This window comes from Paraburkholderia sp. UYCP14C (assembly GCF_004197395.1).
In the GTDB taxonomy this organism is placed as follows: Bacteria; Pseudomonadota; Gammaproteobacteria; order Burkholderiales; family Burkholderiaceae; genus Paraburkholderia.
Genome location: NZ_SELS01000075.1, coordinates 1 through 26,540 on the forward strand (window position 1 = coordinate 1; position 26,540 = coordinate 26,540).

Genomic DNA, 26,540 nt, shown 5'->3' on the forward strand with positions numbered 1-26,540 from the left:
CGAAGCCCGTCAGGAAAGGCTGATGAAGCTGGCCGCCTGAGCTGCAAAAGCTTGTCCAGACAACCGGAGCCGATACACGCGAAAGATCGAGGACCTTGATGCCGGACAGTGCCATCATCGGGTCAGATTTCATGCGATATCACCGTCAGATGTTCCAGATCAGTTGCCAAACTGATCAAATGCTTCCAGCGCCCGTGCGGAATAGACAAAGGCAGCCCCGGCATTGAGTGCAATCGCGGTTCCGAGTGCCTCTGCAACTTCCTGTTTGGTTGCTCCTGCTTTCTGGGCAGCCGCGGCATGGGAAGCGAGGCACCCCTCGCATCGCGTGGTGACCGCCACAGCCAACGCAATCAGTTCGCGAGTCTTGAGATCAAGCGCCTTTCCTTCATTCAGCGACTCGTTCAAACCAAAGAACGCCTTGACGACCGGCGGGTTTGCCTTGGAGAGATTTGCACCAGCAGCACGTTGGTTCGAGAGAAGTTCAGCCCAATCGTTGATCATTTTCTACTCCTTTAAATACCGCGTTTAGAAAAACTTACGAGAAAAACACTCTGAAACTACTAAAAACACACGACTAAAAAAACGTCGAAGCAGGGACAACGCATAGGCAAAAACGCGTCCGCGAAGCGCCTGGCATCGGTCCTCAACGCCGTGCGAGCGCCCTGGAAATCCGCTCGATCGCCAGGTCCACTGTCTGGCGTGGGCAGCCGAGATTGGCACGCATAAATCCGTGCCCTTCAATGCCGAATTTGGGACCCTTGTCCAGCCACACGCGCGCGTTGGCGAGCAGGAATTCGTCGAGTGCATCAGGCGTCATGTCGAGCCCTCGGCAGTCAATCCAGGCCAGATAGAGCGAATCCATGTCGATCACCTTCAGGCCCTCGCCCAACGCGTTGATGCGCTCGGCAAAGTGCCGCTGGTTCCGCGCGACGTAAGCCACCAGTTCGTCCACCCAGTCGTCTCCATACGTGAACGCGGCTTCCGTAGCGACCATGCCGAGCAGATTGATGCGGGCGTTGTGATTCCTCTCGATGGTCCGCATGACTTCGTCGCGCTTGACCTTATCGGCAATGAACATATTGCCGCACTGCAGGCCAGCGAGATTGAACGTCTTGCTCGCAGACGTACATGTGATGCTGTTGTGAGCGAACCGACGATCCAACGAGGCAAAAGGAGTGTGCTTTCTCCCTTGAGCCAGTACGAAGTCGCAATGAATTTCATCAGCTATCACAAGAACCCCGTGTTTCAGGCAGATCTCGCCCATGGTCCATAGCTCCTCTTCGGTCCACACGTTGCCCGTCGGATTGTGCGGATTGGAGAGGACAAAGATCCTCGTGTTGTCGCGAATCGCGGCTTCGAACACCGCTGCGTCGAAACGGTAGCGCTCACCGTCGAACTGCAGGGGCGCCGGGGTCGGGTGGCGACCATTGACCATCACGTCATGGTGAAAGTGCGAATAGACCGGCGGCTGGATGAGCACCGAGTCGCCTGGCTGTGAAAACGCTTGCAGAATGGTCTTGAGCGCGACAATCACGCTGGCCACTGGCACCACCCACTCTCGGGGCACATCCCAGCCGAAACGCCTCTGCTGCCACCCAGTCACAGCATTCAGATAATTCTTCGTTGGACCGGCGGCATAGCCGTAGACGCCATGCGCGACGGCATCGTGCAGCGCATCGATCACAGCGGGCGGAGACCGAAAATCCATGTCCGCCACCCACATGGGTAACGGCCTGTCCAGCGCATTGACTGGGATCGTGTCGTCCACCGGTCCTCCCCATTTCAGGGAATTGCTGCCGCTGCGGTCTACTACGGTATCGAAGTCAAATCGAGACCTACCGATCGTGATCACACCCGCATCCTGCGTCATCGCGTTCCACCCCTCTCATCATCCATTGCGCAAACAGAGTTCGCAGTAGTATCAGTAGCCCATGGCTTTCAGTACTGGCGACAAACACAAAATGATGCCAAATACGAATACGCACCACACGCGCGGAGAGCGGTACTTCCTGAGTGCAGGTACCTTATACGCGAGCAAACAAGGAACGAAGAATGACGCGATACCGTAAATCGGCGCCGCGAGTTGCTGCAGCAGGATGATGGAAAATCGCGTCTGTACCCATGCCCATAGGCCGATCACGATGAATGCGCAGATTCCGACAGATACCAGACGAACATTGATACGCTCATGCGGAATAAAGCGTGTGACGAGATTCATCACCACCCCTTTGATCGCCTCCTCGAGTCCCAGATAGATGCCGAGAAAGGCCGTGACTATCGCGAAAATATCGAGGGCAGTAGTCATGTACAGTACGCCATTTCCGGGGATGACGCTGCCCGCCAGCGCCAGTGCCGAGATATTCTGCGCTTTGGCCGACAGAGCCTGGTCGTGCGAAAGTACAAAGGAAAATGAAGTAGCGAAGAACAGTATCGCGACTACGAGGATGACATACGCGACGCGATTGGCACGAAATGCACGATAAGTGGCAATCCTCGGGTCCTTCTCTACCTTGCGAAACGCGATGTTCATCGGGCTCAGGATCTGCACAAACATGATTGAAAACAAGGTAAACGGGGCTGTCAGAACGGTGTCGATCACGAACCGTTTGAGCGTTGGCAGCGAAGGCAGATTCATGGCGACATCCCAATGCGGGATCATCACTACCCCCAAAAGCACCACGACACCGAGCTTGAAGAGCACCAGCGGGCTGGACACCTTGATGATCAGCCTCTCCCCCTGTGCGGCGATAAGCACCAGAGCACAAAGTAGCGCCATCGAAAAAAGCGGGCTGTCGGAGAGCAATCCCTTCGTTATGCCGTAGGTCTGTAGATATTTGGCTGTGTCGAAGGTCACCGCCAGTGAATAGGCGAGCATTCCTTTTACCAGCATGAAGAAATACACCACCGCGAGAAAGATGCCCCAATTTTTACCGAGATACTGCGTAATGATTCCGGCATAGTTCTCACATTCGGAACTTTCGGATAGCGTCTGCAAGTACAGTTTTTGCATCATGTACATCGCTGGATAGGCGACCATGACTGATGCAGCAAACACCCACACACCGGTGATGCCAACTTGCACCGGCAGGAACACAATACCCGAACCAATTGCCATGCCAATGCATAGGATGACCCATCCCATGTCATATCGGGTGAACGGTACCCTGCCAAAAGATTCAGCGGAAATTTCCAACTCAGTGAAAGTGTTCAAGCTTGTCTCCTTGTATGTGAACACCGTGGCGCGCGAACGCGACAAGGCGTTGGTACGTTTTGTCGTTCTTGTTATCGCGGGTTTCGGCGCCTCAACTGCTGTGGTGACGCGCATTGACTCTGATGGGGCCAGGGCGGTGAATCCCGGTCAACAGCACGTGTGGTCCAGCAGTCGAATCGCCAGCATCTCGCCGACAGCGCAGGTCACCTCGCCCGCGCTCAGAGTCAGATCTATCCAGGCCTTTCGCCCCTCCAGTGAACGAAGGCGGCCTTTGATCACCAGCTCAGTCCCGAGTGGAGTGGGCTGCCTGAAGTCGACCTTCAGAGACGCTGTCACAAAACGAACTACTGGCTGCGCGCTGTCGTCCGCATGCCGCGCTTCCTTCTGACAGGTGAACGCGGCTGCCGATGCCGCGCCATGGCAATCCAGAAGCGAGGCAATCATCCCGCCATACACATGGTCGGGAACACCGCCGGTGTACCGACGGTCCGGTGTAAACCTGGCGACGGTTTCGTCCCCGATGAGATAGCTCTTGAGATGATGGCCGTGTGGATTGCCCGTACCACAGCCGTAGCAGTGTGCAAACTCCGGGGGATAGGAATCTTGTATTGCACGTGTAGACATCTGTTCGCCTCCATGTCGGATGAGATGCCTGCCGCCAGCAAGGAATTGCCCGTCTGGCGCCCAGTCCACCCTGCTTCATCACATGATCGAATCGTACGGTTCATGTTCTTCAAGAACAATTGAAATCATGTTCAACTAAGGAAGTGACTCCCCCCAAACGCCGGTACGGACTTGCGGCGGTGCGACGCTATAAATAAGATTCATAGATCAGCCACGAACTTGAGATCTGATTCAATGGGACGCCGTACAGGAACAACTTCACCGACTCTCCGGCAGCTCGAGCTTCTGCTGGCCCTCACCTCTTCTGACGGAATCGCAGGAGCTGGCGCAAAGCTGGGAATGTCGCCCTCCGCGACCAGTCACGCCTTGCGCGCGTTGGAGACCGCACTTGGAACGGAACTGGTCGACCGCAACGCATCGGGGATCGCCCTGACCTATACCGGCGAACACGTTCTCCCGCATGTTCGCGATGTCTTCGCGTCCCTCCAGCTGGTCCAGGCAACCGCACTGGCCGGCGCGGAGCTGAAGACCGGGTTGTTACGCCTGGGCTCGTTCGGCGCGAGCGCCACGATAAGGGTTCTTCCGCCGCTCATAGAGCGGTTCAAGGCTCGCTATCCTGGCGTTGACGTTGTGGTCACCGAAAAGCCCGATGAACAAACGTCACGAGATCTGATCGAGCGCCGTCTGGAACTCGCGGCGGTCACGCTGCCGAAATCAGACTTCGATTCGCAAACGCTCGCCGTTGATGAGCTTGTCGCGGTTTTGCCGTCCGGACACCCTCTGGCAAAGCTGGAGACCGTGCCGTTAAAGGAGATGACGGCCGATCCGTTCATCCTGACCCGCGCAGGCTCGCAGGCCCTGGTGACCAGGCTGTTTGCCAGACACGGACTACGCCCGCGGGTGACCTACGAATTGCTGCAACTGATGTCCATCCTGGAGCTGGTTGCCAGCGGGAAAGGCATCTCGGTCCTCGCGAAACTGGCCCTGCCGGATCGGTACGACGGCACGGTCTTTCGCCCACTTGCACCGGGCACGTCAAGACGCATCGGATTGGCATGCCTGAACGAGAACCGTCTTTCGCCAGCCGCTCGCGCCTTCTGGCAGGAAACGCGTCGATATCAGGCGAGCCTCAAGCCTGCATCTCGCAGTTGACGCCACCAGGCACACTGAGGCTGACGGGTCCAATGGTTGAAATCAGATTCAATTGCTCGTGAAGGACGATGAGCCAAGAATCCGTGTACCCCGCAGGTTCACCACCTGGATCGATGAAGTCAGCAGATGTACCCGGGGACAGATGCGCTGACGTCTAACTACCGGAGACACCTGATGCCACTTCCGTCCGCTCGCTTCAATCACTTCGTGCGCGACTTTACGCTGCTTGTCGAGGACTTCCCGGGCGACGAAGCTCGAATTCTCGGTCGAGGGCGCGATCTGCTTGCCGAACTTGTCGGTCGTGACGACTGGCTTCCGGAACAGTACGCGCAACCCCATACCCAGTACTACCAGCAGTACCTGCTCCATGCCGATCCGGCAGACCGTTTCTCGGTTGTCAGTTTCGTATGGGGGCCGGGCCAGAAAACGCCGATTCACAATCATACGGTCTGGGCGCTGATCGGTATCTTGAGGGGTGGAGAGCGGGCGGAGTCCTTCGAAGTCGGTTCGCCTGGCCTGCCCATGCGGTCGCTCGGGGATGAAGACCTCGGCCCAGGAACAGTCGAGAGCATTTCTCCGCGCACTGGCGACATACATCGGGTTTCCAACCTGTACGAGGATCGCGTCTCGATCAGTATCCATGTGTACGGTGGCAATATTGGGAGGATCTCGCGCCATGTCTTCGAGCCGGAAACGAGCACGCCGAAGGCCTTCATTTCCGGGTATTCCAACGAATCCGAGATTTCAGCGTAATCCGTCCAATGTCGGAAGTTAATCCGGGTACCCTCGGCGACTGGCGTTCTTTGTCCGAATACGCGCATGCCAGGGGCAATGTCGCAAGGCTTACGATTGCCCAGGCACTCGCCGGTGCAAACTCGACCGTCTTCTATGCGACTGGCGCTATCGTTGGCAACACGCTCGCGCCCAGTCATGCTTTGGCGACCCTGCCAATCTCGATTTTTGTGGTAGGGATGGCGGCATCCTCGCTACCGGCCGGGGCAATTGCCCAACGCTGGGGGCGGCGTACCGCGTTCATGGCGGGAACCGCATGCGGCGGGCTGGCTGGCCTGCTCGCGTGCTGGGCTGTAATGCTGGGCTCGTTGTGGCTCTTTTGCGTCGCGACGTTTTTCGGCGGCGCTTACGCCGCCGTGGTGCTTTCCTTCCGCTTCGCAGCCGCGGATTGCGTGCCGCTGGAGCGGCGCCCCCGTGCGCTGTCGTTCGTCATGGCAGGTGGAGTCTTCGCCGGGGTAATCGGCCCCCAGCTAGTCACGTGGACCATGAATCTGTGGTCACCGTACACATTCGCGGCGACCTTTTTGGCGCAAGCGGCAGTGGGCGCCCTGTCTGCGCTCGTCCTGCAAGGTGTTCGCCTCCCCAAGCCTACGGTGGCAGAGACTGCTGGAGGTCGCCCGATCGGCGTCATCGTCCGACAGCCTCGATTTGTTACTGCCGTGATCTGCGCGGTTGTCTCGTACCTGCTGATGAATTTCCTCATGACGGCCGCCCCTTTGGCGATGCGGATGTGCGGACTGTCGCAGCAGTCGTCCAACCTCGGGATTCAATGGCACGTCATCGCGATGTACGCGCCCGGCTTTTTCACGGGGAGGCTGATCGCGCGTTTCGGCGCTCAACGGGTCGTTATGGCGGGTCTGGCATTTACTGCACTTTCGGCGGCCACCGGCTTGCTGGGCGTCGATGTGGCGCACTTCTGGCTGACGCTCATCCTGCTCGGCATGGGCTGGAACTTCGGCTTTGTAGGGGCGTCAGCCCTCGTGCTCGAATGCCATCAGCCCGAGGAAAAGGCGCGTGTGCAGTCGCTCAATGACTTCATCGTGTTCGGGACGATGGCCTTCGGCTCGTTCCTATCGGGCGACCTGCTGGCCACCTACGGATGGAACACGGTGCTCGGGCTGTCGCTCGCGCCACTAGCCCTGGCAGTTATCGCGCTGCTTGGCGCGGCGGTGGCAAGTAGGCGCGCCATGCCGGCAGAACGCGATCAGTGCCCCGAAAGTGGATTCAATCGGATAAAGGCGCCGTTGGCGCAATTGTCAAGCAATCTGGTCGAACCAGGGCATGAGCAAACCGGAGTCGTGCCCCGCACAGTCAGGACTCCAGCCGACCACGACTGACAACCTGGCTCGCGCTTTCCGCGTTCCCCATGACAAGGACCATACGAAACCGGACATCGCCGCCCTACACCTTCCTGTAGGCCACGGCGCACTCTACCTGCTGCTCAAGATTCGGCGCACTAGCTACTCGTATCATCAGGCGCAGGTCGAATCACTCATCTCGCACATGAATACGGTGCGCTATCAGTATCTCGCGCCTTCTGCTTCGCAAGAAGGGCCACTTTAGGTACGCAACGAGAGCGCCTGAACGCCAGGCTCCAGTTCCGGGCACCCGTCGAACGAGCGCCCCATCTCTTCGCGCCAAGCCTCATTTCGATACTGATCTAGATGCTTCCGGGCTCGCACCGTAGCGCAAGCCGTCAACAAACAAACTCACCAACCTCCGGGCATCAAGCGGGTCGGGACATTCGAGTGGGGCACAGAGTGCGCCCACTGCGCACAAGAGCTCGTCCGGTTGGACACCTCGGCGAATCTCGCCTGCAGCTATCGCCGTATCGAGGAGGCTCTGAACGACCGGACGGAGTCGTTGCAAAAAATATAGGGGCAAAGCCTTGAGCGCTGGATCGCCAGAATTCAGGGCGGCAGCGAGACCACGCCTCTTCGTCACGAACTCGACATAGCGGTCAACCCATTCCAGTAACGCCTCTCCGGCGCCAAGCGTGGCGGCAAGTTCAACGCCAGTATCCGCGCAGGCGTCCATCTCACTGCACAATGCAGCCACCACAAGGTCGGAACGTTGCGGGAAGTGGCGATAGATCGTGCCGATGCCCACCCCGGCCTTTTGCGCAATCTCACGCACAGGAGCATCGATTCCCGAGGTTTCGAAAACATCCAGTGCTGTTCGCAGGAGCGTGTCTATGTTGCGTCGTGCGTCAGCGCGCACGGGGCGCGGTGCACTTTCGTTCGCGGACTTGTTCGTTTTGCTGCTCAATTCATTTTCCCCTTGCGATACGGAACCTTGTTCCGTATAGTCAGTAACCGGAGCGACGTTCCGTTTTCATTCTACCGTAAGCGAATCGCTTTCACCCATCATTCTGAGCGGAGCAAACATGCAGAGCACACCCGTCGCAATCGTTACCGGTGCAAACAAAGGGATTGGCCTTCAGATCGCCAGGGATCTGGCGGCGAAAGGTTTCAAGGTGCTCGTCGGAGCCCGCAGGCTGGACCTCGGCGTGGCGGCAGCAAGAAGCATCGGCGGAGACGCCCAGGCCATCCAGCTCGATGTGACGGATCGGGAGTCGATTGCGGATGCAGCCAGGCAGATCGAGGAGACGGTGGGACGTCTCGATGTGCTGGTCAACAACGCCGGGATCTCCCGACCAATCAAGCCGGGGACATCTATCGAAGCAATGAGGGACGGCGATAAGCTGAGCCGTGTATCAGTCGACGATATGAGCGCCGTCTTTGAGACAAACGTGTTCGGGGCTGTTGCTGTTACGCAGGCAATGTTGCCCCTCCTCCGTAAGGCACCGGCCGCACGCATCGTCAATATTTCGAGTGCCGGGGGCTCCCTCAGCCTGAAGGACAATCCGTCGGAGTTCTCCCGGCAGTACGTCGGGGTCTATCAGGCCTCGAAAACCGCACTCAACTCGGTCACGCAAGCGTTCGCCATTGAACTGGAGGGCACGAACATCAAGGTCAACGCAGCCTGTCCTGGCTTCACTGCAACCGCTATGAGTAACTTTGCACAGGGCGCAGGGTCGGTTGAGGATGCGGCACGAGAACCCGTTCGCCTGGCCCTCCTTGATGCGAATGGACCGACCGGCACGTTCTCGAACTTTGATGGTCCTCTGCCTTGGTGACGTACTCCGCAAAACGCCACAAGGATAGATGAGTCGTGGCTGTGCCGACGCCAGCCGGCGACATGCTGTACCTGCGGTTCACGCGCCTCATCGACAATGAGGCGCCCGGGAAAGCCATCGACTTCGTCACGAGCGCATCAAATACACTCCTTCGGGAGGGCTGGCAGTCCATGACTTTACCGAGTTTTCATGGGACGAACAGGAAGACGTCAAAGCCGTGCTGGCCAGCCGGGGACTCGATCTACGTGACTTCAGGATCACGGACAATGACAGCCATCCGGCGAGCGCCAGGAAGGCGGTGAGCCGGCGGGTCTCCGTAACACGGATCACCAACGGGAAGACGGCAACCTACGACACCGATCACTTCGCTACCTGGCTCACGGATTTCGCTGAAGCATTCGAGGCGGGTGAGTTCGACGACTGAGAACGCGGCGTTCACAGGGTTGTCCGACGACTGCTTGTAGAGGTTGGCCCGCCCGTCATGGTGTCTCGCATTCGAATGCTGACGGTTACGGTTTGAAACAAGCACAGATACATTTGACATGCTGACGGTGCGCATTTTGTCGCAGGAAGGTCATGATGTCAGCGCTGCTCGGTGTCAGCGAGCCATCTGCCGTCCGTTCGCCCCGGTCCACTTATTTTCCGTCGCAATCCGTCGCACATCCATGGCAACGATCAGCGGTTCTCCTGATACAACGCCCGGACGCTCGAGGACAGCCCTATCCTGAGCGTTGTGGACTCACCAACGTAGGCCCAGTAGCGCAATCGCACTGATTCGCTAGCGCAGTTGAATACCTGAGCCTAGACTCTCAGAAGAATTGGCAAACCGCGACTAATAAGGAGACCGTCGTGGAGCGCACCAGATTCCTCGCAGCCTCCCGACAACTGGCAGCCGCCGCCGAAATTCTAGCCAAGGCTGGTCCTCAAGACGGGCGGCTTGATGCGTTCGAAATGCTCGCGTTCTTTCGCCAATTCGACCAGCCTGACCTCGGTTTGAATGCGGTCGAGACGTCCGACGACGAACTCTTCGCGCGCACCAGTGACGCCGCTCTAACAATGGCTGGACGTAACGAGTTTGCCGCGTCGCATGCGCTTCTCAAACAGGCACGGTCGCTCCTGCACGTTTCATGAAAAGGCATGTGTTTTTCCTGGAAATGTGAAACCGAATTGCGCTATTTAGATAATCCTTCTTATCATAACGTCTCTATTTCTACGTTAAACTTGGCGTTATGAAAATGCGTCACACCCCGCTACTCTCCCCGCCCTTGGACAACCCGCCTGGATTCCCCGACGCGGACGAACTCGCCGTACTGCGCGCGTGGTACGCCGGACTGCCCGTGCGCGAGGCGGTTGAGCGCTATCAGCCCGCGTCGCTTGGCGACGGCAGGTCCGCGCGGGGCCTGCTCGGACGCCTCCGGCGCAGGCTGCAGGCCATCGCGCGCACCGCGCATCGTGACGATCTGGCTGCCCTCCTCGCTCATCCCGCGGACGAGCGGACACGGCACGCAAAGGCGGTCGCTCAGGCCATCGAGTTGCTGCGCACCGCGCGGGCGCCCGAACCGCAGATTACCGACGACGTCACGCAATGGTTCGCTGCGCGGGCCGTGCGCGTGCTGCATGCCCACAGCATCCGGACGCTCGCGGATCTGACCGTGCGCGTGCCGCGCCGGCGCCAGTGGTGGAAAGCGGTCCCCGGCCTCGGCGCAGCCTGCGCCCGCGCCATCGAGCAGTTCTTCGCGGCGTGGCCTGCCCTCACGGAAAAGGCACGGGCGCTGATCATCGCGAGCCGCCAGGGCGAACTCGTGCCGTGGGAATCACTGCAAATCCCGCATGAAGTCGATGGCTCCCAGGGCACATTCCGTGCGCCGAAGGCCACCTGCGCGCTCGACGCCGACAACGATTACGAAGCGGTGCAGACCTGGCTCGCGCTACACGAGTCCCCCGCCACGCAGCGCACCTACCGCAAGGAAGCGGAGCGCCTGATCCTGTGGGCGATCGTCGAGCGCGGCCGCGCGCTGTCCTCACTCACGACCGAAGATGCGATCGCGTATCGCGCGTTCCTGCGCCACCCATCGCCGCGTGCCCGCTGGGTCGGACCGGTGCGGCCGCGCACGTCGCCGGACTGGCGCCCGTTCAACGGCAGCCTGTCGGCCCGCTCGGTCGCGCATGCGCTGTCGATCCTGGGCGCCCTCTTCCGCTGGCTGATCGAGCAGCGCTACGTGCTCGCGAATCCGTTCGCCGGCGTGAAGGTGCGGGAAGCCAGCGGCGTGAACGTGCTGGACACGTCGCATGCTTTCAGCGAAGGCGAATGGGCACTCGTGCGCACGATCGCCGACGGACTCGAGTGGTCATATCGCTGGTCAGCGCCGGGTGCCCAGCGTCTGCGCTTCCTGCTCGATTTCGGTTACGCGACGGGGCTGCGTGCGAGTGAACTGGTCGGCGCCACGCTCGGACACATTGAGACCGATGCGCGCGGCGATCACTGGTTACGCGTGACGGGCAAGGGAAAGAAGCTCGCGCGCGTCGCGCTGCCGCCGCTTGCGTGGGACGCCCTCGCTCGTTATCTCGCCGAACGCGAATTGCCGATCCTGCCGGTTCGCTGGCGGCCGGAAACGCCGGTCATCGGCAGCCTCGAGGCGGACAGCAAGGCGTCCATCAGCAGCGTGCGGCTCTGGGGTGTGCTCAGGCGCTTCTTCGTGCTCGCCGCACAGGCGATTGAAGCCGATCATCCGCCGCTTGCCGAGAAGTTACGCCGCGCGAGTCCGCACTGGATGCGCCATACCCACGCGACCCATGCGCTCGGGCGCGGCGCGGAACTGACGACCGTGCGGGACAATCTGCGGCACGCTTCCGTGTCGACGACGTCGATCTATCTGCACAGCGACGAGGTGAAGCGGGCACGGCAGATCGGGGAAGCTTTTGCCAGTGGCAAACGCCGGTAGTCAGGACGCAACCGGGGTTGAGAACCCCGGGCTTCCACGCAGTCCGAAGGGGCGCGCCATGATCTGCAACCCGCCAACTTCTCCCGAACCCGAAATGCATAACCTGTGCAAAAATCATCGTGACCTGATCTGAAGCGTCGTCCGTGCTGCCTATGGAAACCGTCGAACTTGAACCGCAGGTGCTCGCCAGTCGCCTCGGCGTGACATTTTCTCTGGTCATCCAGAACCGCCCGGTCGAATGCGTTATCACGATCACGGCGCTGGAAACGTATTTCTGGCTCGAGCCACGCGCAGGCGACGAGCGCATTCTCAAGACCTTTCGCGATGGCTACGGCCGCATCCGGGCGATCGCCGAACGGAAGTTGCTTGCCCATCCCGCAGCGCGACTCGAGCTGACGCCGGCGGATTTCTCGCGCCCCTGAGACTCCGGTTTTTTGTCTGTGGTGCATCCTTCAGCTCACATTCCGGAATCGACTCCGACAGCGCGTGTCACTGAGCTGCAGTTAGTTGAGCGACGGGGTTCGCGGCTCACAAGTGAAGACGCTTTGATGGACTCGTACTAGCCGGTGCGAATCAAATGCATCCCGCCGCGACGGCAACCCGGCGTGGCCACCTCTTGCCAGCTGGTATTTGGGGCGAAGCCCGAGTGCAAAGTCGGACGACTCTGACCGTTAGTTGCACTTCTCAATGGAAGACATTGAAAGGCAGCGACTGCGGCGATATGCTCGCAACGCCCCGACACTTCACACACAACGACTGACGCACCCGAAGGAAACGACACCATGCGATTGCGACGCATCACCGCAGGACGTTCTCCAGTACATGGAATGGGACTGTTCGCGCTACAGCCGATTGCCGGAGGCGAACGGGTCATCGAGTACAAGGGGGAATTGACCAGCTGGCGGCGCGCCGCCGCCCGCCAACGTTCCGAGGTTGGCCACACGTTTGTGTTCGGCCTGTCAGATGGGCGTGTGATCGACGGCAGCCGTGGTGGCAACAGCGCCCGCTTTCTGCATCATGCCTGCTCCCCCAACTGCGAAGCGATCGAGACGGGCGAGCGGGTGTTCATTCATGCCCTCACCGCTATCGCACCCGGCCAGGAGCTCTTCATCGACTACGGTCTGTCAGTCGACGGCGCGGTCACCGACGAGCTTCGTACCCAGTACACGTGCCACTGCCGCGCATCCGGATGTCGTCGAACCATGCTGGGCAGCAATGCTGCGTCGGGGTAATCCAGCTGCAGCGCAGACGGTCCGATGCGCGATCTCCGGTGTCTGGTACAGACGCAGCGCACGCCGATATCTGAGCAGGGCTTCCTCGCGGCACAGCTGGGCGGCCGATTGCGATAGTTTGGCGTATCGCCGATCAACAGGCGGCCTCCCCTCCGCCGTCACGTGCATGATTCAGCTTCAAGGGCGGCTATCCGGGGCGTTACGGTCATCCAACCCCGCGTCTGAAGGGGCAGAGTTCGGCCGAAGCCGTCATTGAGGCGGGCTGGGTTCTACGTCGGCAGTGCGGCGCATCGCTGACGCTGGCAGCATCGAACAGCCGAACGGCAGCATCCTGTATCAGCGAACTCACACTCCCGACCCGAACCGGCCGTTGGATCTCACGCGTTCTTAGCGGCAGCTAGGTGGGTGCAACGGTCATTCATTGTCGATGCCGACGTCCGATCGAGTCTTATGCCGGAATTGCACTGAACCATCGTTTCCGATACATCCCGCCCGGAGAGCAACAATTCGACATCCATTCGCGGCGTATCACACGAAGTTCGGCACGTGGACCAAATCGACATCGGCGTCAACAACCATAGCTTTCTCGCTTAGACATGACGCCCATGTGCAGCAATCTGCTTGCCTCGCGGCACGGGAGGGTGCGACTCTGACACGTCACAAAACAGCGGCGACGGCTAGCGCGTGTGAACAGGGTAGCCGACGTCGCGGCTCGCGACGTCGGCGAGCGCTGGATAGAAAGAACGTTTAAGCCGTGTTCTTTCTCTGGTTGACTTGCGTGTGAGCGATCTAAGCTGAGGTTTTGTCTGGTATTGTCAATCGGTATGGACTTGACTCTTATTGTTCAATCAGTCCGAGCCATGTCTTATCGACGACATCATATGGAAGCAATTATTTCAGTTGCGCGTGCGATCCTTGCGTTATCGCTAGTCGCCGATCCCGCCGGTGCAGCGCAGCCCAGCCAGTGCGCTTCCGTGCGCTTGAGCCCTCCTGATGGCTCGTGTTCGTCTGGGGCTGTGTACGTGGCTGGGCCCGCGGACGCGGCTCCTAGCAGGCAACCTGCCCCGGCGCAGCCCAAGTGTGGGCCGGCGGCGCTCAGAAGTTGCAGTACCGCCTGCAACGGCTCTTATGGGTACTTTTGCGTTTATAGTACCGTCTGCAATCCACAGACGCATCGATGCGAGAAAACATCGCCGTAGTGGCCAGCCGAACGAGCCGAACGCTGTATGTGTTACATCAAAACTTCCGGCCTTTTACGGCATACTTGGAGTAATAGGCCTCGGCATCCGCCTTCGAGATTTTCTTGCAGGGCCCCGAATCATCCCAATCCGGTTTATTCTCAGAATGTAGCGTCCTATGATAACTTCCTTCTTGCCGGTTGATTATCATCAAAGACTTCTGGTCTTCGGTAAAGAAAATGAAAATAGAAGAGGGCGTAACAGTAATACGCCAAGTGTTTGTTCTGTTCTGTATGTCATAGGGATTGAGCTCCAAAACAGCATGACCTCTCCCATTGACGACCCAAACCTCACCGACAGGATCGTTCCGATGAACCCAGGCGTCCCCGATGCCTTCCTCGTCCTTCCAGCAATGCAAATACAGGGGGTGTTCGCGGGTGGACGTTTCTGCGTCGGAGTCTGCACTGCCCCGGCCCGGCAACAAGATCAGTACGAGCGCTAGGCCCGAAGAAATCAAGATATTTCGCATGATTCACTCACCGCAGCCGCCATTCGGGTTTGTTAGCCTATGCTCCACAGCCATGCCCGTCAAAATCGCGTCGGCGGCCGCCACGATGGCGCGAACCGGATTGCTCGAGAGTAGCGGCCATGCAACCGCAGCTCGCGTCGCCACACACTCGGAACATTCCGCGCTGGGCGGCTATGGTTGCGCGCAGCGGTGCCTGAGGGCGAGCAACGGCGACGCATTCGTCCACAATAAATGGCAACTGAATCTGGTGAACCCAGACCTGAAGCACCGATGCGCGAAGGCGTGCTCAAGCGGTTTCACGAGTTCCGCCACTACGTGTGCCAGCGACAGATCGCATCGTCTCGGCCGATAGCTTATTGCCGGCCCGTCTTCGCTAATCGGTTTGTCCAGTAGCTATTCCGCGCAAGTGGAGCCGATCCAAAGGTCACGATGTAATTACGTCCACCGGTGTGCATCGCTCTGGCGTTGACTTCTGTTTAAACGCGTCCCGCGTCGGCTGGCGCTTTGCCCCGGAATGTGCCAGTGCTTCGATACTGTACGGTTTGCCCGTCGCTGCGGAGAACTGCGTGCGCGCATCGCATCGCGGGCGGCGCGCTTTCGGAAACGAGCTCTACGTTCACCAAACGCAACGGGCACGATTGGCACGCGGAGGTCCGGTCAACAGGGCGGAGCCGACTGTCGAATGTCACACCAAGCGCCAAGACGAACGGCGCGTCATGGCCGAGCCTGTGTGAAAACGCACTGATCGCCTAGACTGAATCAACGCATTCAGACTAGGGCTAAGCTGAACAAGTCACTAGATTGACGACGTGTCAGCGGTTTGAACGTCCCCAAGTCATGATGCCGAGTTTAGCCCTTGCTTTTCCGCCCTTTCGGGCATTTTGGACGGGCACTTTGCCCGCCTTTTGCCCACTATGGGCGTACCTGTGCTATCAGTCTTCTGCGCGACAGGTAAACGTTCGCCAGTGCGAGCGCGACGAACGCCCGGTTGGCGTTCTTTTCCAACCCGCGATAGCGAACCTTGGTAAATCCCCACAGTCGCTTCACGACGGCAAAGACATGTTCCACCCGGGCGCGAATCTTCGACTTGTTGCGGTTCTTGCAACGCTGCACCTCGTCGACTTCGCCCGCACGGCGGGTGCGCTGATTGGTGAAGTCGCGCGCCTTGGGCGCCTTGCTGTGGATCAGCGCTTTCTGGCTCGCATAGGCGCTGTCGCTGTAGACGCGCTGCTCCCGTCCGTGCAGCAGTTGCGGCAGCGGGTGCTTGTCATGGACGTTGGCCGGCGTGAGTACCGCGCTGTGCACCAGGCCACTCTGGCTGTCCACCCCGATATGCAGCTTGGCACCGAAATACCATTGTCGACCTTTGCGAGTCTGATGCATCTCAGGGTCGCGCGCCTTCTGCTCATTCTTCGTCGAGCTCGGCGCGCCGATGATCGTAGCGTCCACGATGGTGCCGCTTTTGAGCTTCATGCCGCTGCCCTGAAGGACCCGGCCCACTTCGGCGAACAACTGCTCGCCCAGTTTGTGAGTCTCCAGCAGGCGCCGGAATTTGAGCAGCGTCGTCGCGTCGGGCACGGGTTCGCAGCCCAGGTCAATACCCACAAAGCGGCGCAGGCTTGCGCTGTCATACAGCGCTTCTTCGCACGCGAAGTCAGCCAGATTGAACCAGTGCTGCACGAAGTGCATCCGCAGCATGCGCTCCAGGCCAATCGGCGGGCGGCCATTGCCGCGCTTCGGATAGTGCGGCTCGATCACCGCGCACAACTGCGTCCACGGTACGATCGCATTCATCGTGTCGAGAAACTCATCGCCCTGAGTGCGTTTGCGGTGGGTCTCGAAACCCGCTCCTTGATCGGCTGCCATCGCCAACGTCTGCTGCTTCATCCTGTTCTGCATTCCTCGTTGAACCCGATCTCTACAACGCTTGACTTACCGGATCGGTGGACTTGATCAGCGTTGCCCTAGGTGACTCATGAAGCGATTCGTTGAAGGCGATGACCGCAAGCAGGTCGCACTGCTTCCCGAATGCGTCGATGACTACATCGGGCAGGACAATCCAGTCAGGATCATAGACGTGTTCGTCGACGAACTGAATCTCGCGGAACTCGGCTTCAATGGCGCTACGCCCGCCGTCACGGGCCGCCCCTCCTACCACCCGGCAGTGATGCTCAAGGTCTATATCTACGGGTATCTGAACCGGGTGCCGTCCAGCCGGCGTCTCGAGCGCGAATGCCAGCGCAACGTCGAGATGATGTGGCTGACAGGACGTCTGGCACCGGACTTCAAGACGATCGCAGACTTCCGCCGCGACAATGGCGCGGCCATTCGAAACGTATGCCGGCGCTTCGTTGAACTCTGTCGCGGGCTGAAGCTGCTATCCCACGACGTGGTGGCCGTCGACGGCAGCAAGTTTAAGGCCGTGAACAGCCGCGACCGGAACTACACAGCAGGAAAGATCGACAAGCGTCAGCAGCAGATTGAGGAAAGTGTTCAGAGATACCTCGACGCGATTGAAACCGCAGACCGGATCAGTCCAACAGGTTTCGATGTGAAGACCGTGCACCTGTATGAGAAGATCGCCCTCCTGCGCCAGCAGATGCGTGAACTCGAACAGATCAGAAAGCAGTTGAAGGTGCAGCCGGACAGACAGTTGTCGCTTACAGATCCGGATTCCCGTTCCATGACCAGTGGTGGCAAGAGAACCGGAACGGTCGGCTACAACGTACAGGTCGCCGTGGACACGAAACATCATCTGGTCGTCGAACACGAGGTGACCAATGTTGGAGGCGATCATGGACAACTCAGCAGGATAGCCCAGGCAGCAAAGGAGACGATGGGCAAGTCTGAACTGAAGGCCCTAGCCGATCGAGGTTACTTCAGCGGCCCTGATATCCGCGCTTGCGAACTGGCCGGCATCAAGGCGTATGTCCCCAAACCACTCACGTCGGCATCGAGGAAGAAAGGCCTCTTTACCAAACGCGACTTCATCTACATCGCAAAAGACGATGTCTATCGATGCCCAGCCGGCGAGCGCGCCATTCATCGATTCACGACTGTTGAGCATGACATGAATCTGCGGGTGTACTGGCCCAGCGCCTGCCCGCGTTGCCATCTCAAGGACCGATGTTCTCCCAGCGACTATCGCCGCATTCGACGCTGGGAGCATGAACAGATACTGGAAGCCATGCAGCGGCGCCTCGACCGGAAGCCAGATGCGATGACCATCCGGCGGAGCACCGTTGAGCATGTATTCGGTACGCTCAAGCACTGGATGGGTGCCACGCACTTCCTGACCCGAACGCTCGGGCGCGTGAGCACGGAGATGAGCCTTCAGGTATTGGCTTACAACCTTAAGCGCGTCATGAATATACTCGGGGTTGCGAGGACGATGAAGGCGATGCGGGTGGCCGGAAGCTGAGGCCCTGAGGGGCCTTCTTGCCGCTGGCCACGTTAGTACTGTCGCCAGACCTACCAAACCACGATTGACCTGACCGGCAATTCGCCTCAGCCGCCAAAAAAGCAGTTTCCACACACCCTCGGCCGGTCAGCGACCGCTCGCTAACCGGCCGCCAGAGCATCTACACCTCAGTCTGTTCCGCCATTTCAAGCGCGTCATCTACCTCAATGCCGAGGTAGCGCACTGTACTTTCAAGTTTCGTATGGCCGAGCAGCAACTGGACAGCCCGGAGGTTCTTCGTGCGACGATAAATCAAAGACGCTTTCGTCCGGCGCATCGTGTGTGTGCCGTAGGCGGTATCGTCAAGGCCGATTGACGCGATCCACCGATGTACCAGCCGCGCATATTGTCGTGTCGACAAGTGCGGAGACTCGCGGATTCTGCTCGTGAACAGGAAGTCGCTCGCGTGCAGCCCCGCACGGCTTATCCACGCTGCCACGCTTTCTCGAGTCTGCTCGGTGATCTCGAACTGTACCGGCCGTTGCGTCTTCTGCTGCATGATCGTTGCGCGACTGGCCACATACTCGCCGTGGCAAACGTCGCGCACCCGCAGCTTCGTCAGATCACATGCGCGGAGCTTGCTGTCGATGGCCAGATTGAACATCGCCAGGTCCCGCACTTGAGATGACAACTGCAGGCGTACACGGATCGCCCAGATCTCCTTGAGCTTGAGCGGCGGCTTCTGTCCCGTGAGTATCCCTTTGTTCCAGGGTGTCCGTGTCGCCGCCGCGTTAGTCGAAGTGTTCATGACAATCTCCTTTCAGATGAAGGGAGATTCAGTCTGTACTTCTGCAGTGGGCGCTACCCGACCCGCAGCAGCCATCCAGGACGAAGGGGCATCAATGGCCGCTCCCGGAGTGTTTCGGACACTACGGAGCACGTCCACCCAGATACACTCACCTACTAAACGTTTCCACCTCCTTGAATCGTAAACAATACCGCGAAGATGTCGTCACCGACATTAGTGACGGTCGTTGAATAAGTGACACTCAGTGAGTTCGGCACAGTGATGGTCTTCTCCTTTGTCATTTCCGAAACTGTAAATTTACCCGGGCCCACCGGATCCGCCATTATCCACTGTGCTCCCAAATCCTCTGTGCCCCAACTAATCCACGCACCGACTTGCGAGCCCGAAGCCAAACTGAACTTGCCCGAGGGGCCTCCAACATTATTAAATGCCATGTCGTCACCTATACGATATAAATCGAACTATCTCGCTGAGGGTTCCACCGGACGCAACTGTTGCGTATCTTTTGGTACGCAATGCTGCAAGACGGCCTTTAGCCGCTCCTCTAGCTCGAGGACACGCAGATGTTCCGGAACGTCGACTTCGACCATTCGTTGATCTCCGATCGGGAAGAGCCCAGCCTGAACGTTGGACGATCCCGAGGAAGCTACATGACAGGCAGCAATAACGCGCCCTGATACGTCTGTGATGACAACCATCCGCATGAGAAACCTCCACGCCGTTCGTTATGAAAGGTTACTAAGAACTTGCCTATCTGCGTTGTGAGAGCTTAATTCACGTAGAACAAATTCGAGCTTATCTGTTACTCGCCAGCCACTATCCATTCATCAACCGGGTCGAGGACCGTGACAATTACCTGCCCGTGGCGTTGTCCTTCGCTGAAGGGTTGGTTCGCTGGCATGTTTGCTGCCATCGGCGGGCACTCCCAAACGAATGTCTTAGAGCGGTTGTGGCCACAAATTCCTGATCACGGCACCCGATTTGGATATGATGGTCACCGAGACGGGCGGTGGCGGCGATGTTGCCCCGTCATTTATCAACGCGTAAACTTCTCTATTGAGCGCACCCTGTGCGGCTTCCAGCATTTCATGAGTTACTACGCCATCGTCAACGAGGATAACCACGCGAAATCCGGTTGGATTCACGAATGTCTGCTGGCGTTTTATGAATCCGTAATCTGTCTGTACCCCGCTGTCGATATCGCCCGCGAACCTCCCCGCATTCTTTCTGGCATTAGCATCCCAGGCTTCGCGGAACGCCGTCATCTTATCTTCAATATTTCGGACGAGATCAGGTGGATTTTTCGTCGGTGTTATCTGCTGAATCCACTCGCCGCCCGCTATTATTTCGCGCTGAGCCCAATTAAACCATTGCTTTTTTACAGGGTCCCAAGAGGCCCCAGGGGAATCCCATTTCGCGCTGACGACATCTAGCTTTGCGGAGATCCTTTGTCCTCCGATGGTCATGTCTATGCCTTCCGTTTTAGCACTTGTAAGCGTCGCACCGAGAAATCTCGCCACACTTGGCTCGGCCTTCTCGCCGAGCGCAAGACCCACCGGCTCCCCCAACGTTCTCTTCCACGGCGGCGGTGGAAGTTCCAATTCCGGCTGGTGTGCACCACGCGTCGGCTCATAGGTACGGTTTGCGGGAAGCTCTGTCCATGGTGCCTCTGGAATGTCCGGCCTGTATGTTCCAAGCGTTGTGTCAGGGATGGCCCCCGGGCCTGGGAGTCGATTCAACCGCGGAGCGTGAAGAATGGAGGCCAAACCGGCAAATGAATCGAACCACTGTGCCGCCTGCAGGGAATTCGAATGCTCGTCGCCCCGCGCCCTGCGCAGCGTATAAATAACGCCCGTGAACATCCCTGCTCCTGCGGGATCGACAGCGTGGCTGAGCACTTCCATATCCGTTTTACCTATAGGTGGATGCTCTTTGCTCTCCAATATCTCATAGAGCTTGGCAACACCTGCCTGGCGTTCCTCATAAGTGCTATGGTCCGCCGAGACCTCGTAGACCGGCTCTTGGCTCTCGGGCCTCCGTGCGTCGAGGACCCTTTGCTGTGCTGCCATGTCTCCACTTTGCTGTGCTGCCATGTCTCCAGTGTTGTCAGCAAGCAGATAACGCGACGAGAGAAGGCCGGACCTTCGTCTGGGAGCGAAGGGCGTCGCACTAAGCGCGCGTGCGGGACCGTCACCTTCACCGGACGGATGGAAGGCAGGCTGGCCCGTCCACGGATCGAGGTTTTCGGTGCCTAAAGGCAGCCCCGAATAGACATCAACATCCATGCCGACAAACGCAAACAGGCTGCCGGTCCGCGCGTCTGTGCCGCCATAGGGATCAGGCCAGCTTCCTCCGTCTCTCCGGTCGCCCGATTCTGGCGCCAGTTGTGCAATCTGACCGGGCGACGCCTCGTCCTTCGGCGGATCATTGGAGCCGGGCGGGCCGATATTGTCGCCGCCAAACCCCGCATTGCCGGTAAAGTCGCCGTCCGCACCGAAGCTGCGATGATTGAGATACCAGATAATGGCGCTGATGCTAGCGTTGTCATCACCGGGATCGTTCTGATCGTCGCCGCTACTTGCACCACCTTGTTCGCTCGGACACATGAGATGACATTCAGCCTTTTGTCGCGGCCGCATCAAGTGTGGCAACCCTCACCGGCGCGGAGCAAATCAGAATTGAACGTGCGTATATTCCGCATCGAACCAATAGTCGATTGGAAATATTAAACTTCCACCATTGAGGTTATCAATCTTTATGACGACCTCCCAGCGGCCACCGTCTGCCTGCCCCCGCGCTGAAACGACACTTCCTGGCACTGTCGTTTCTGGGGCCTCCCCGCCGCTCAACGTCGTCTTCACCGTGGCATTTGCCCCGACGGCGACCGGGCTGGAAAGCGCGAGGTTCGCGACGAGATAGACAGCGCTATTGTCTTCGATCCGAATCACGGGTTCTCCTGCATTCACCGCATCTCCAGGCCTCTTATAGATGCCTGTCACAATACCGGGAAGCGGTGGAAACAAGAAGGATCTCAGGAAAGCAATCTGCAGTCGATAGACATCGTTGTCGACATTATCGAGTTCGTTCTTGAAGATCTGTTCGAGATACGGGATGCTTTGCCCAAGCATGAACGAATCGAACATCTGATCCATCAGGCTTATCTGAGCGCGATGTTCTCTCGCCTGGGACTCTAGATAAGGGGTTTTGTACTCGTTACCGACACTTGTCGTTGTTGTTGCGGGCCTTGTCGCTTGCTCATAGGTCTTCCCAGCGGTCACCGCGCCTTGGGACCATCGCTTCGTCGCGGTGCGATAGGGGAATTGATCTGGAGGGGAAACATCTCGCGACGGCCACGTCAGATTGTGGGGAACCGAAGCTCCTTCATTTACATCCTCGTTTACGGATTCTTGAACAAAACTTTGCCAACGTTCCGTATCACCGTCGGTGGTCGACGTTGAACTGGTAGTCGTCTGGACAACCGGGTCTATCTGATCCTGGGTATATGCTTCCTGTAAGGACGCGCTCTGCTGCTGAGCGATATTGCTTAGCGCCCTAAGCCGGTTCGGTTTCGAGTTCGACCGTTTAATGTCGTAATATTCCCTCATTTTGTCGATGACCAGAGACGAGCTAGCATATTTCGAGAAAAAAATATTTTGTCGCGTGTTGACGGCTGTGTTCAGTGCGGCTTTCCGATCCTCGTTCCGGAGCGTAGCGAGCGTCGTGTATTGCTTTACGATATCCATCACATTGTCGGCATTGGCCAAGCGGGAATAGTCAAGAGATATTCGGCCTCGTCCTAAACCTCCGCCCAGTCCACCTCCGCCCAGGTTCACCCCTGGTGTAGCCTTTTTCACGTCGGCACAGAGCGTCTCGTACGAGACACCATCGACGTGATCGCCAAGTCGGGCATCGCAAGTGTCGAGAATCCCACCAACCTCAAAACAGAGGTAGGACCTGTAGATTGGCCGGGCGACCATCGAAATGACGTTTGAATAGTCCATCTGTGATATCTTCCCGCAGGCGACTAGCTCAATAGATCAGACAATGCACGATAGAATCTAAGTCAGGCGCGCATTCGGCATAAACGCCCGAAATATCGTTAACGGGTATTGAAATACACTCACCAGGTTCTATTTTGCCAAATTCAGTTTTGTTCCCGCCCGACCCTAACGTCCCGATCGCCAGCGGCTTCCCAGCCAGATCATTCGCGATGTGGAGAATGAATGGCTTCTCGAAGGTCAGGTTTTTGACGATGCCGGCCGACCCCCAGAGAAACTTGCTCCCGCGAACTTTCACTGAATAAGTCGGCGCATTCCAGAAGTTGTCCGGTTGACCTAGCCGTAGCATGTCCATCGGTAAATAATCCTCAGAGTTGGAACAAGTTTTCCTTACGTCTCAACGATGTGTGCATGCGACAAACCAAATCACGAATTTCCCAATTCACAGACGATCCGGAGTTATTACTTCGACGTTCTAGGCGACCTCTGCGGCGGCAAGACACTTCGATCCGTCATGAATACATCCGGTTTCGGGGGATACTGGCGCGGAGAGAAGCGTACCGTCAGATGCTGAACGGCTCCGTTGCCTAAGCTAGCACTGTCTTTCGCTTCCGGCGCGGTCGATTCGAGCAACCAGAACTCCGGCTTTACCTTCTCCGGCGATTCTTCCGACTCGACAAGCGCGTAAGAAATATTCACTTCAAGTGTGACCCAATCCAACTAATTCGCACTGCGATCCGATTTGAACGCGACATGACGTTCGTGTGACGCGGATTACTTCTTCTCTAGGCTGCTCTGAAAGGATCTCAAGAGCATTTGATCGAAAATAGTCTAAAGCGGTTGGCGAACCCGCTCGATGTTTCCTGTAAGATGGTTATAGCTTTTTTTTCAGAAGTCGCAAGTGACTTTGGGCGCCAACGAATAGCCGACAGGCGCCACCGCATATTCGAACGAGGGGTCCGCAAGCAAAGCGAAGCAGTCGCTTGAGCGACCAGGTGAAGGCGAGGGCGAACGGCTGCAACTGGCCGGGTGCTGCCTCATGCAATCGGCATACACAGCTTTAACCTCGCCACGCTGCGATCGGCTGCACGCGACCCATCACGGCCGCTCGCGCCACCGTACGGTCATAGACCGCTCACAAGCGTCAACGGACCTTGATAGAGGACTTGAAAGCCATCCGCCTGAACCCGGTAGTTCGAGCCGACACGCCTCAGGCGCTTCAGGCTAAAATGCGACGCGTCTCGTCGACGGGTGCATCCTCCTGTACCTGGTCAGGGTCAAGCGATCTGAGTGAGCCGTTTCCGTCGAATCGTGAGGCGCGCCGCTTCAAGCTCCGAACACATACTGGCTGCCCGTGTACGAACGGATGAATTTCTCACGCGACTGTTGCTGCAAGATCTGAGCGAATGTCTCGCCGGTGCAGTGCATTGGGATGATGTAATCAGGCTCGAGCGCGATTAGTTCAGTGACGGTTTGCTTCACGTACTCTTCTTTCTGAGGCGCCAAGTGAAATCCGCCGGCCACTGCATGGACCTTTTTAATTCCTGAGACTTCCATGGCCCGGGTGACGGTGTTCACCACGCCACGATGACTGCAAGATGTAATCACAACCAGTCCGCGATCTTTCACGTTGAAGCATGTCGCCAGTTCATGCTGAAAGTCGTCGGCAATGACCTGCACGCTCTGCTTCTCGGTGGCAAGCTTGTCCGGGAAGCAACCGATGCCATCTTTGATGCCGACGTGCATTCGGCTCGGAGCCAACACCTTTTCGAACGACACGGTCGGAATCCTCCCGGTAGTGAAGCCGTGACCGGCGATGACCGATGGCCTTTCTGCAGTGACAACTCTGACTTTGGCATCGGTCAGTGATTGTCTATCGATATACCCAAAGTCTTCGACCTTCCCCGCTGTCCACTCCCGCGTACAGAAGGCTTCTTCGCCGCCGACGTACAAAGGCAGATCCGATCGTAGTCTTTGATGATTGTGCTGGAGAAACCCCGCAAGCCCGCCAAAATGGTCGTAATGACCGTGACTGAGCACGAGCGCATCAAGACTCTCGGGCGCAATGCCGAGCATCGCGAGATTGTTCTCCAGTGTCTGCGAGGTGAAACCGAAGTCGATCAGCATGTTGCGAGCCTCACTCCCACGAGTCGACTGGACATGCATGGCTAATCCGAACTCGCCCAGTAGCGACTTCCCCGCAGGCGGCATGCCGAAGCGGACCACGTCGACGTTGCCGATCCTTCCACTGGGCGCTATGGCCAATTGATAGCTATCCGTTACGACACGGAGCGCGACGCGGTCGACGGTCGGTACCTCACCGGAGAGTTCATCGGCCCGGGCGGCCGGCGAGCCGGTCAGCAGCGTGCCCATTACTGCACTAAAGGCGGCCGATGCGCTGCCACACAGGAACAAGCGGCGGGATGAGCCATGAGAATGCATGCATAGCGGCATGATTGCCTCCTCTCGGGACGTCTCGGAAGACGCATCTCGCGGGCAGATTCACCGTAGCCTCATAGCGTCGGCGTGCGGAAAAGCAAGAAACGTCCACTTCGGTGGGAGAAACCTGGCACGTCGACGACATCCGACAGACACAGTTGGATTCTGCTCATTTCGAACGAACGGCTTGTCAACGTCGCATGATCACTTTTTACAGCTCGATGGTCAGGCGGATGTTGATCAGGATCATCAAACGTCGAGGTTTGCGAGGAGGATCGGTCCTCGACACCGAAGTTCGCACGCGCGGGGAATTGAGGGCGCAGATCGGGAGGCCCGAAAGCACGGACGCCTGCCGGACCCGGTTAAGGCGAAGCCTTCCAATCAAAGCCGCCATCCAAATGAGACGGCCACGGAGTTCTCGAACGGCCGTTCGTGGTCGATCCTCGCCTTACCTCTCCGAATGGTTCGGCCACCCCATTTCTCGTGCGGCTTCGCGTTTGCTAATGGCCGTCACAACCGGCAATGCAAGGAAAGGAGTTCGAGAGTCCGGACTGCGATGTTAAACGCGCACCGAATTGCTGCTTCTGCGTTATCACGAATGCAGCGTCCGAGGCGTCTCGCGCTGCTTTTTATCATCCCGATGAAAAGACAAACCTCGTACACGGAGTTCGCTGGAGACGTGCCGAGACGCTCGATCGATAGGCAGCAGTCGGAAACATAAGCGGCATACGGTTGCAGGCGCAAAAGCTGCATCGCCGCCTCACTCTCCAAGGATGCCGTGCCGGAAAACCCGACATAGGCTATCTGCATACCGATGCCCATAACAGAACTCCATCGCGAATGTGACAACAGAACTCGGACGAACTGGAGCCACAGGCGAAATGGTCGCGCCTCTGCATACCAACCGTTTGATCTCGATCAGCTTTCCGCAGTATCGGTTACGGGTTTTGGGCATCGTGAAGTCGCGTGCTGCGGGACAACGTAGTCGTAACCTTATGACACACGAACCGTGTAACTCCCAGGCCGCGGATCCTGGAGGCGAGAATTTGAGTTCGCTGAGTGGATGGATGGCCGCTTGGTGTTCGTCAGGCGCCAC

General features: G+C 58.2%; 24 protein-coding genes. 10 read left to right on the forward strand and 14 right to left on the reverse strand.

Translation table 11 applies throughout. The features are described from left to right. Positions 1 to 159: 159 nt before the first annotated feature. The 4 genes from EVC45_RS38095 to EVC45_RS38110 form a co-directional block, all read right to left on the reverse strand. A complete protein-coding gene (locus EVC45_RS38095) occupies positions 160 to 501 on the reverse strand; it encodes a carboxymuconolactone decarboxylase family protein (protein ID WP_129963276.1) in 342 nt (113 codons plus the stop codon). Positions 502 to 643: 142 nt separating this feature from the next. After that, positions 644 to 1,870: a MalY/PatB family protein gene (locus tag EVC45_RS38100; RefSeq protein ID WP_129963277.1), complete on the reverse strand. Its 1,227-nt coding sequence runs from the start codon at positions 1,868 to 1,870 to the stop codon at positions 644 to 646. 51 nt (positions 1,871 to 1,921) lie between these two features. After that, complete coding sequence (locus EVC45_RS38105; protein ID WP_248295418.1) at positions 1,922 to 3,211, reverse strand: amino acid permease; 1,290 nt, start codon at positions 3,209 to 3,211, stop codon at positions 1,922 to 1,924. A gap of 147 nt (positions 3,212 to 3,358) precedes the next feature. Next, positions 3,359 to 3,835 carry a PaaI family thioesterase gene (locus EVC45_RS38110; RefSeq protein WP_129963279.1) on the reverse strand — a complete coding sequence of 159 codons (477 nt, stop codon included), beginning with the start codon at positions 3,833 to 3,835 and terminating at the stop codon, positions 3,359 to 3,361. A gap of 234 nt (positions 3,836 to 4,069) precedes the next feature. Here EVC45_RS38110 and EVC45_RS38115 point away from each other — a divergent pair, with 234 nt between their 5' ends. The 3 genes from EVC45_RS38115 (at position 4,070) to EVC45_RS38125 (ending at position 7,116) form a co-directional block, all read left to right on the forward strand. Then, positions 4,070 to 4,987: a LysR family transcriptional regulator gene (locus tag EVC45_RS38115; protein WP_129963280.1), complete on the forward strand. Its 918-nt coding sequence runs from the start codon at positions 4,070 to 4,072 to the stop codon at positions 4,985 to 4,987. 174 nt (positions 4,988 to 5,161) lie between these two features. Continuing rightward, complete coding sequence (locus tag EVC45_RS38120) at positions 5,162 to 5,740, forward strand: cysteine dioxygenase (protein ID WP_129963281.1); 579 nt, start codon at positions 5,162 to 5,164, stop codon at positions 5,738 to 5,740. Positions 5,741 to 5,748: 8 nt separating this feature from the next. Continuing rightward, positions 5,749 to 7,116, forward strand: a complete 1,368-nt coding sequence (locus EVC45_RS38125; protein ID WP_129963282.1) for an MFS transporter — start codon at positions 5,749 to 5,751, stop codon at positions 7,114 to 7,116. Between the two features lie 307 nt (positions 7,117 to 7,423). On the opposite strand, the gene EVC45_RS38130 is transcribed toward EVC45_RS38125, so the two are convergent. Further along, positions 7,424 to 8,047: a TetR/AcrR family transcriptional regulator gene (locus EVC45_RS38130; protein ID WP_129963283.1), complete on the reverse strand. Its 624-nt coding sequence runs from the start codon at positions 8,045 to 8,047 to the stop codon at positions 7,424 to 7,426. A gap of 118 nt (positions 8,048 to 8,165) precedes the next feature. Here EVC45_RS38130 and EVC45_RS38135 point away from each other — a divergent pair, with 118 nt between their 5' ends. The 6 genes from EVC45_RS38135 to EVC45_RS38160 all read left to right on the forward strand — a co-directional run bounded on the left by EVC45_RS38135 (position 8,166) and on the right by EVC45_RS38160 (position 13,092). Continuing rightward, positions 8,166 to 8,918, forward strand: a complete 753-nt coding sequence (locus tag EVC45_RS38135) for an SDR family NAD(P)-dependent oxidoreductase (protein WP_129963284.1) — start codon at positions 8,166 to 8,168, stop codon at positions 8,916 to 8,918. Positions 8,919 to 9,135: 217 nt separating this feature from the next. Further along, positions 9,136 to 9,342: a hypothetical protein gene (locus EVC45_RS38140; RefSeq protein WP_248295419.1), complete on the forward strand. Its 207-nt coding sequence runs from the start codon at positions 9,136 to 9,138 to the stop codon at positions 9,340 to 9,342. Between the two features lie 425 nt (positions 9,343 to 9,767). After that, the gene (locus EVC45_RS38145) at positions 9,768 to 10,049 is read left to right on the forward strand and encodes a hypothetical protein (protein ID WP_248295420.1); all 282 of its coding nucleotides are present in this window, start codon (positions 9,768 to 9,770) and stop codon (positions 10,047 to 10,049) included. Between the two features lie 98 nt (positions 10,050 to 10,147). Further along, positions 10,148 to 11,860 (forward strand): site-specific integrase, encoded by a 1,713-nt coding sequence (locus EVC45_RS38150; protein ID WP_129963286.1) that lies wholly within the window; start codon positions 10,148 to 10,150, stop codon positions 11,858 to 11,860. 152 nt (positions 11,861 to 12,012) lie between these two features. Further along, positions 12,013 to 12,282: a DUF1488 family protein gene (locus tag EVC45_RS38155; RefSeq protein ID WP_129963287.1), complete on the forward strand. Its 270-nt coding sequence runs from the start codon at positions 12,013 to 12,015 to the stop codon at positions 12,280 to 12,282. Between the two features lie 360 nt (positions 12,283 to 12,642). Beyond that, the gene (locus EVC45_RS38160) at positions 12,643 to 13,092 is read left to right on the forward strand and encodes an SET domain-containing protein (protein WP_129963288.1); all 450 of its coding nucleotides are present in this window, start codon (positions 12,643 to 12,645) and stop codon (positions 13,090 to 13,092) included. 1,236 nt (positions 13,093 to 14,328) lie between these two features. On the opposite strand, the gene EVC45_RS38165 is transcribed toward EVC45_RS38160, so the two are convergent. Then, positions 14,329 to 14,799, reverse strand: a complete 471-nt coding sequence (locus tag EVC45_RS38165) for a hypothetical protein (protein ID WP_129963289.1) — start codon at positions 14,797 to 14,799, stop codon at positions 14,329 to 14,331. Positions 14,800 to 15,711: 912 nt separating this feature from the next. Further along, positions 15,712 to 16,686, reverse strand: coding sequence for an IS5 family transposase (locus EVC45_RS38170; protein WP_129963290.1), 975 nt, complete (start codon positions 16,684 to 16,686; stop codon positions 15,712 to 15,714). An 88-nt stretch (positions 16,687 to 16,774) separates the two neighbouring features. Between EVC45_RS38170 and EVC45_RS38175 the strand changes: the two genes are divergently transcribed. After that, positions 16,775 to 18,220 carry an IS1182 family transposase gene (locus EVC45_RS38175; RefSeq protein WP_129963291.1) on the forward strand — a complete coding sequence of 482 codons (1,446 nt, stop codon included), beginning with the start codon at positions 16,775 to 16,777 and terminating at the stop codon, positions 18,218 to 18,220. A 160-nt stretch (positions 18,221 to 18,380) separates the two neighbouring features. On the opposite strand, the gene EVC45_RS38180 is transcribed toward EVC45_RS38175, so the two are convergent. The 7 genes from EVC45_RS38180 to EVC45_RS38210 form a co-directional block, all read right to left on the reverse strand. Further along, positions 18,381 to 19,007, reverse strand: a complete 627-nt coding sequence (locus EVC45_RS38180) for a tyrosine-type recombinase/integrase (RefSeq protein ID WP_129963292.1) — start codon at positions 19,005 to 19,007, stop codon at positions 18,381 to 18,383. 155 nt (positions 19,008 to 19,162) lie between these two features. After that, positions 19,163 to 19,441 (reverse strand): hypothetical protein, encoded by a 279-nt coding sequence (locus EVC45_RS38185; protein WP_129963293.1) that lies wholly within the window; start codon positions 19,439 to 19,441, stop codon positions 19,163 to 19,165. A gap of 504 nt (positions 19,442 to 19,945) precedes the next feature. Further along, positions 19,946 to 21,613: a hypothetical protein gene (locus tag EVC45_RS38190; RefSeq protein WP_129963294.1), complete on the reverse strand. Its 1,668-nt coding sequence runs from the start codon at positions 21,611 to 21,613 to the stop codon at positions 19,946 to 19,948. Positions 21,614 to 21,679: 66 nt separating this feature from the next. Then, positions 21,680 to 23,008 (reverse strand): HlyD family secretion protein, encoded by a 1,329-nt coding sequence (locus tag EVC45_RS38195; RefSeq protein ID WP_129963295.1) that lies wholly within the window; start codon positions 23,006 to 23,008, stop codon positions 21,680 to 21,682. Between the two features lie 28 nt (positions 23,009 to 23,036). Then, a complete protein-coding gene (locus tag EVC45_RS38200; RefSeq protein WP_129963296.1) occupies positions 23,037 to 23,360 on the reverse strand; it encodes a hypothetical protein in 324 nt (107 codons plus the stop codon). Between the two features lie 971 nt (positions 23,361 to 24,331). Beyond that, on the reverse strand, positions 24,332 to 25,459 hold the full coding sequence (locus EVC45_RS38205; RefSeq protein WP_129963297.1) for an MBL fold metallo-hydrolase: 1,128 nt from the start codon (positions 25,457 to 25,459) through the stop codon (positions 24,332 to 24,334). A gap of 495 nt (positions 25,460 to 25,954) precedes the next feature. Beyond that, the gene (locus tag EVC45_RS38210) at positions 25,955 to 26,266 is read right to left on the reverse strand and encodes a hypothetical protein (RefSeq protein WP_129963298.1); all 312 of its coding nucleotides are present in this window, start codon (positions 26,264 to 26,266) and stop codon (positions 25,955 to 25,957) included. Positions 26,267 to 26,540 lie beyond the last annotated feature (274 nt).

What these genes read in the sequence shown, in the direction of transcription:
- EVC45_RS38095 (WP_129963276.1), bottom strand. Translation starts at nt 501, where the DNA reads ATGATCAACGATTGGGCTGAACTTCTCTCGAACCAACGTGCTGCTGGT.
- EVC45_RS38170 (WP_129963290.1), bottom strand. Translation starts at nt 16,686, where the DNA reads ATGAAGCAGCAGACGTTGGCGATGGCAGCCGATCAAGGAGCGGGTTTC.
- EVC45_RS38185 (WP_129963293.1), bottom strand. Translation starts at nt 19,441, where the DNA reads ATGGCATTTAATAATGTTGGAGGCCCCTCGGGCAAGTTCAGTTTGGCT.
- EVC45_RS38110 (WP_129963279.1), bottom strand. Translation starts at nt 3,835, where the DNA reads ATGTCTACACGTGCAATACAAGATTCCTATCCCCCGGAGTTTGCACAC.
- EVC45_RS38125 (WP_129963282.1), top strand. Translation starts at nt 5,749, where the DNA reads ATGTCGGAAGTTAATCCGGGTACCCTCGGCGACTGGCGTTCTTTGTCC.
- EVC45_RS38120 (WP_129963281.1), top strand. Translation starts at nt 5,162, where the DNA reads ATGCCACTTCCGTCCGCTCGCTTCAATCACTTCGTGCGCGACTTTACG.
- EVC45_RS38165 (WP_129963289.1), bottom strand. Translation starts at nt 14,799, where the DNA reads ATGCGAAATATCTTGATTTCTTCGGGCCTAGCGCTCGTACTGATCTTG.
- EVC45_RS38205 (WP_129963297.1), bottom strand. Translation starts at nt 25,459, where the DNA reads ATGCCGCTATGCATGCATTCTCATGGCTCATCCCGCCGCTTGTTCCTG.
- EVC45_RS38190 (WP_129963294.1), bottom strand. Translation starts at nt 21,613, where the DNA reads ATGTGTCCGAGCGAACAAGGTGGTGCAAGTAGCGGCGACGATCAGAAC.
- EVC45_RS38160 (WP_129963288.1), top strand. Translation starts at nt 12,643, where the DNA reads ATGCGATTGCGACGCATCACCGCAGGACGTTCTCCAGTACATGGAATG.
- EVC45_RS38195 (WP_129963295.1), bottom strand. Translation starts at nt 23,008, where the DNA reads ATGGACTATTCAAACGTCATTTCGATGGTCGCCCGGCCAATCTACAGG.
- EVC45_RS38135 (WP_129963284.1), top strand. Translation starts at nt 8,166, where the DNA reads ATGCAGAGCACACCCGTCGCAATCGTTACCGGTGCAAACAAAGGGATT.
- EVC45_RS38200 (WP_129963296.1), bottom strand. Translation starts at nt 23,360, where the DNA reads ATGGACATGCTACGGCTAGGTCAACCGGACAACTTCTGGAATGCGCCG.
- EVC45_RS38155 (WP_129963287.1), top strand. Translation starts at nt 12,013, where the DNA reads ATGGAAACCGTCGAACTTGAACCGCAGGTGCTCGCCAGTCGCCTCGGC.
- EVC45_RS38180 (WP_129963292.1), bottom strand. Translation starts at nt 19,007, where the DNA reads ATGAACACTTCGACTAACGCGGCGGCGACACGGACACCCTGGAACAAA.
- EVC45_RS38175 (WP_129963291.1), top strand. Translation starts at nt 16,775, where the DNA reads ATGAAGCGATTCGTTGAAGGCGATGACCGCAAGCAGGTCGCACTGCTT.
- EVC45_RS38115 (WP_129963280.1), top strand. Translation starts at nt 4,070, where the DNA reads ATGGGACGCCGTACAGGAACAACTTCACCGACTCTCCGGCAGCTCGAG.
- EVC45_RS38150 (WP_129963286.1), top strand. Translation starts at nt 10,148, where the DNA reads ATGAAAATGCGTCACACCCCGCTACTCTCCCCGCCCTTGGACAACCCG.
- EVC45_RS38100 (WP_129963277.1), bottom strand. Translation starts at nt 1,870, where the DNA reads ATGACGCAGGATGCGGGTGTGATCACGATCGGTAGGTCTCGATTTGAC.
- EVC45_RS38210 (WP_129963298.1), bottom strand. Translation starts at nt 26,266, where the DNA reads ATGGGCATCGGTATGCAGATAGCCTATGTCGGGTTTTCCGGCACGGCA.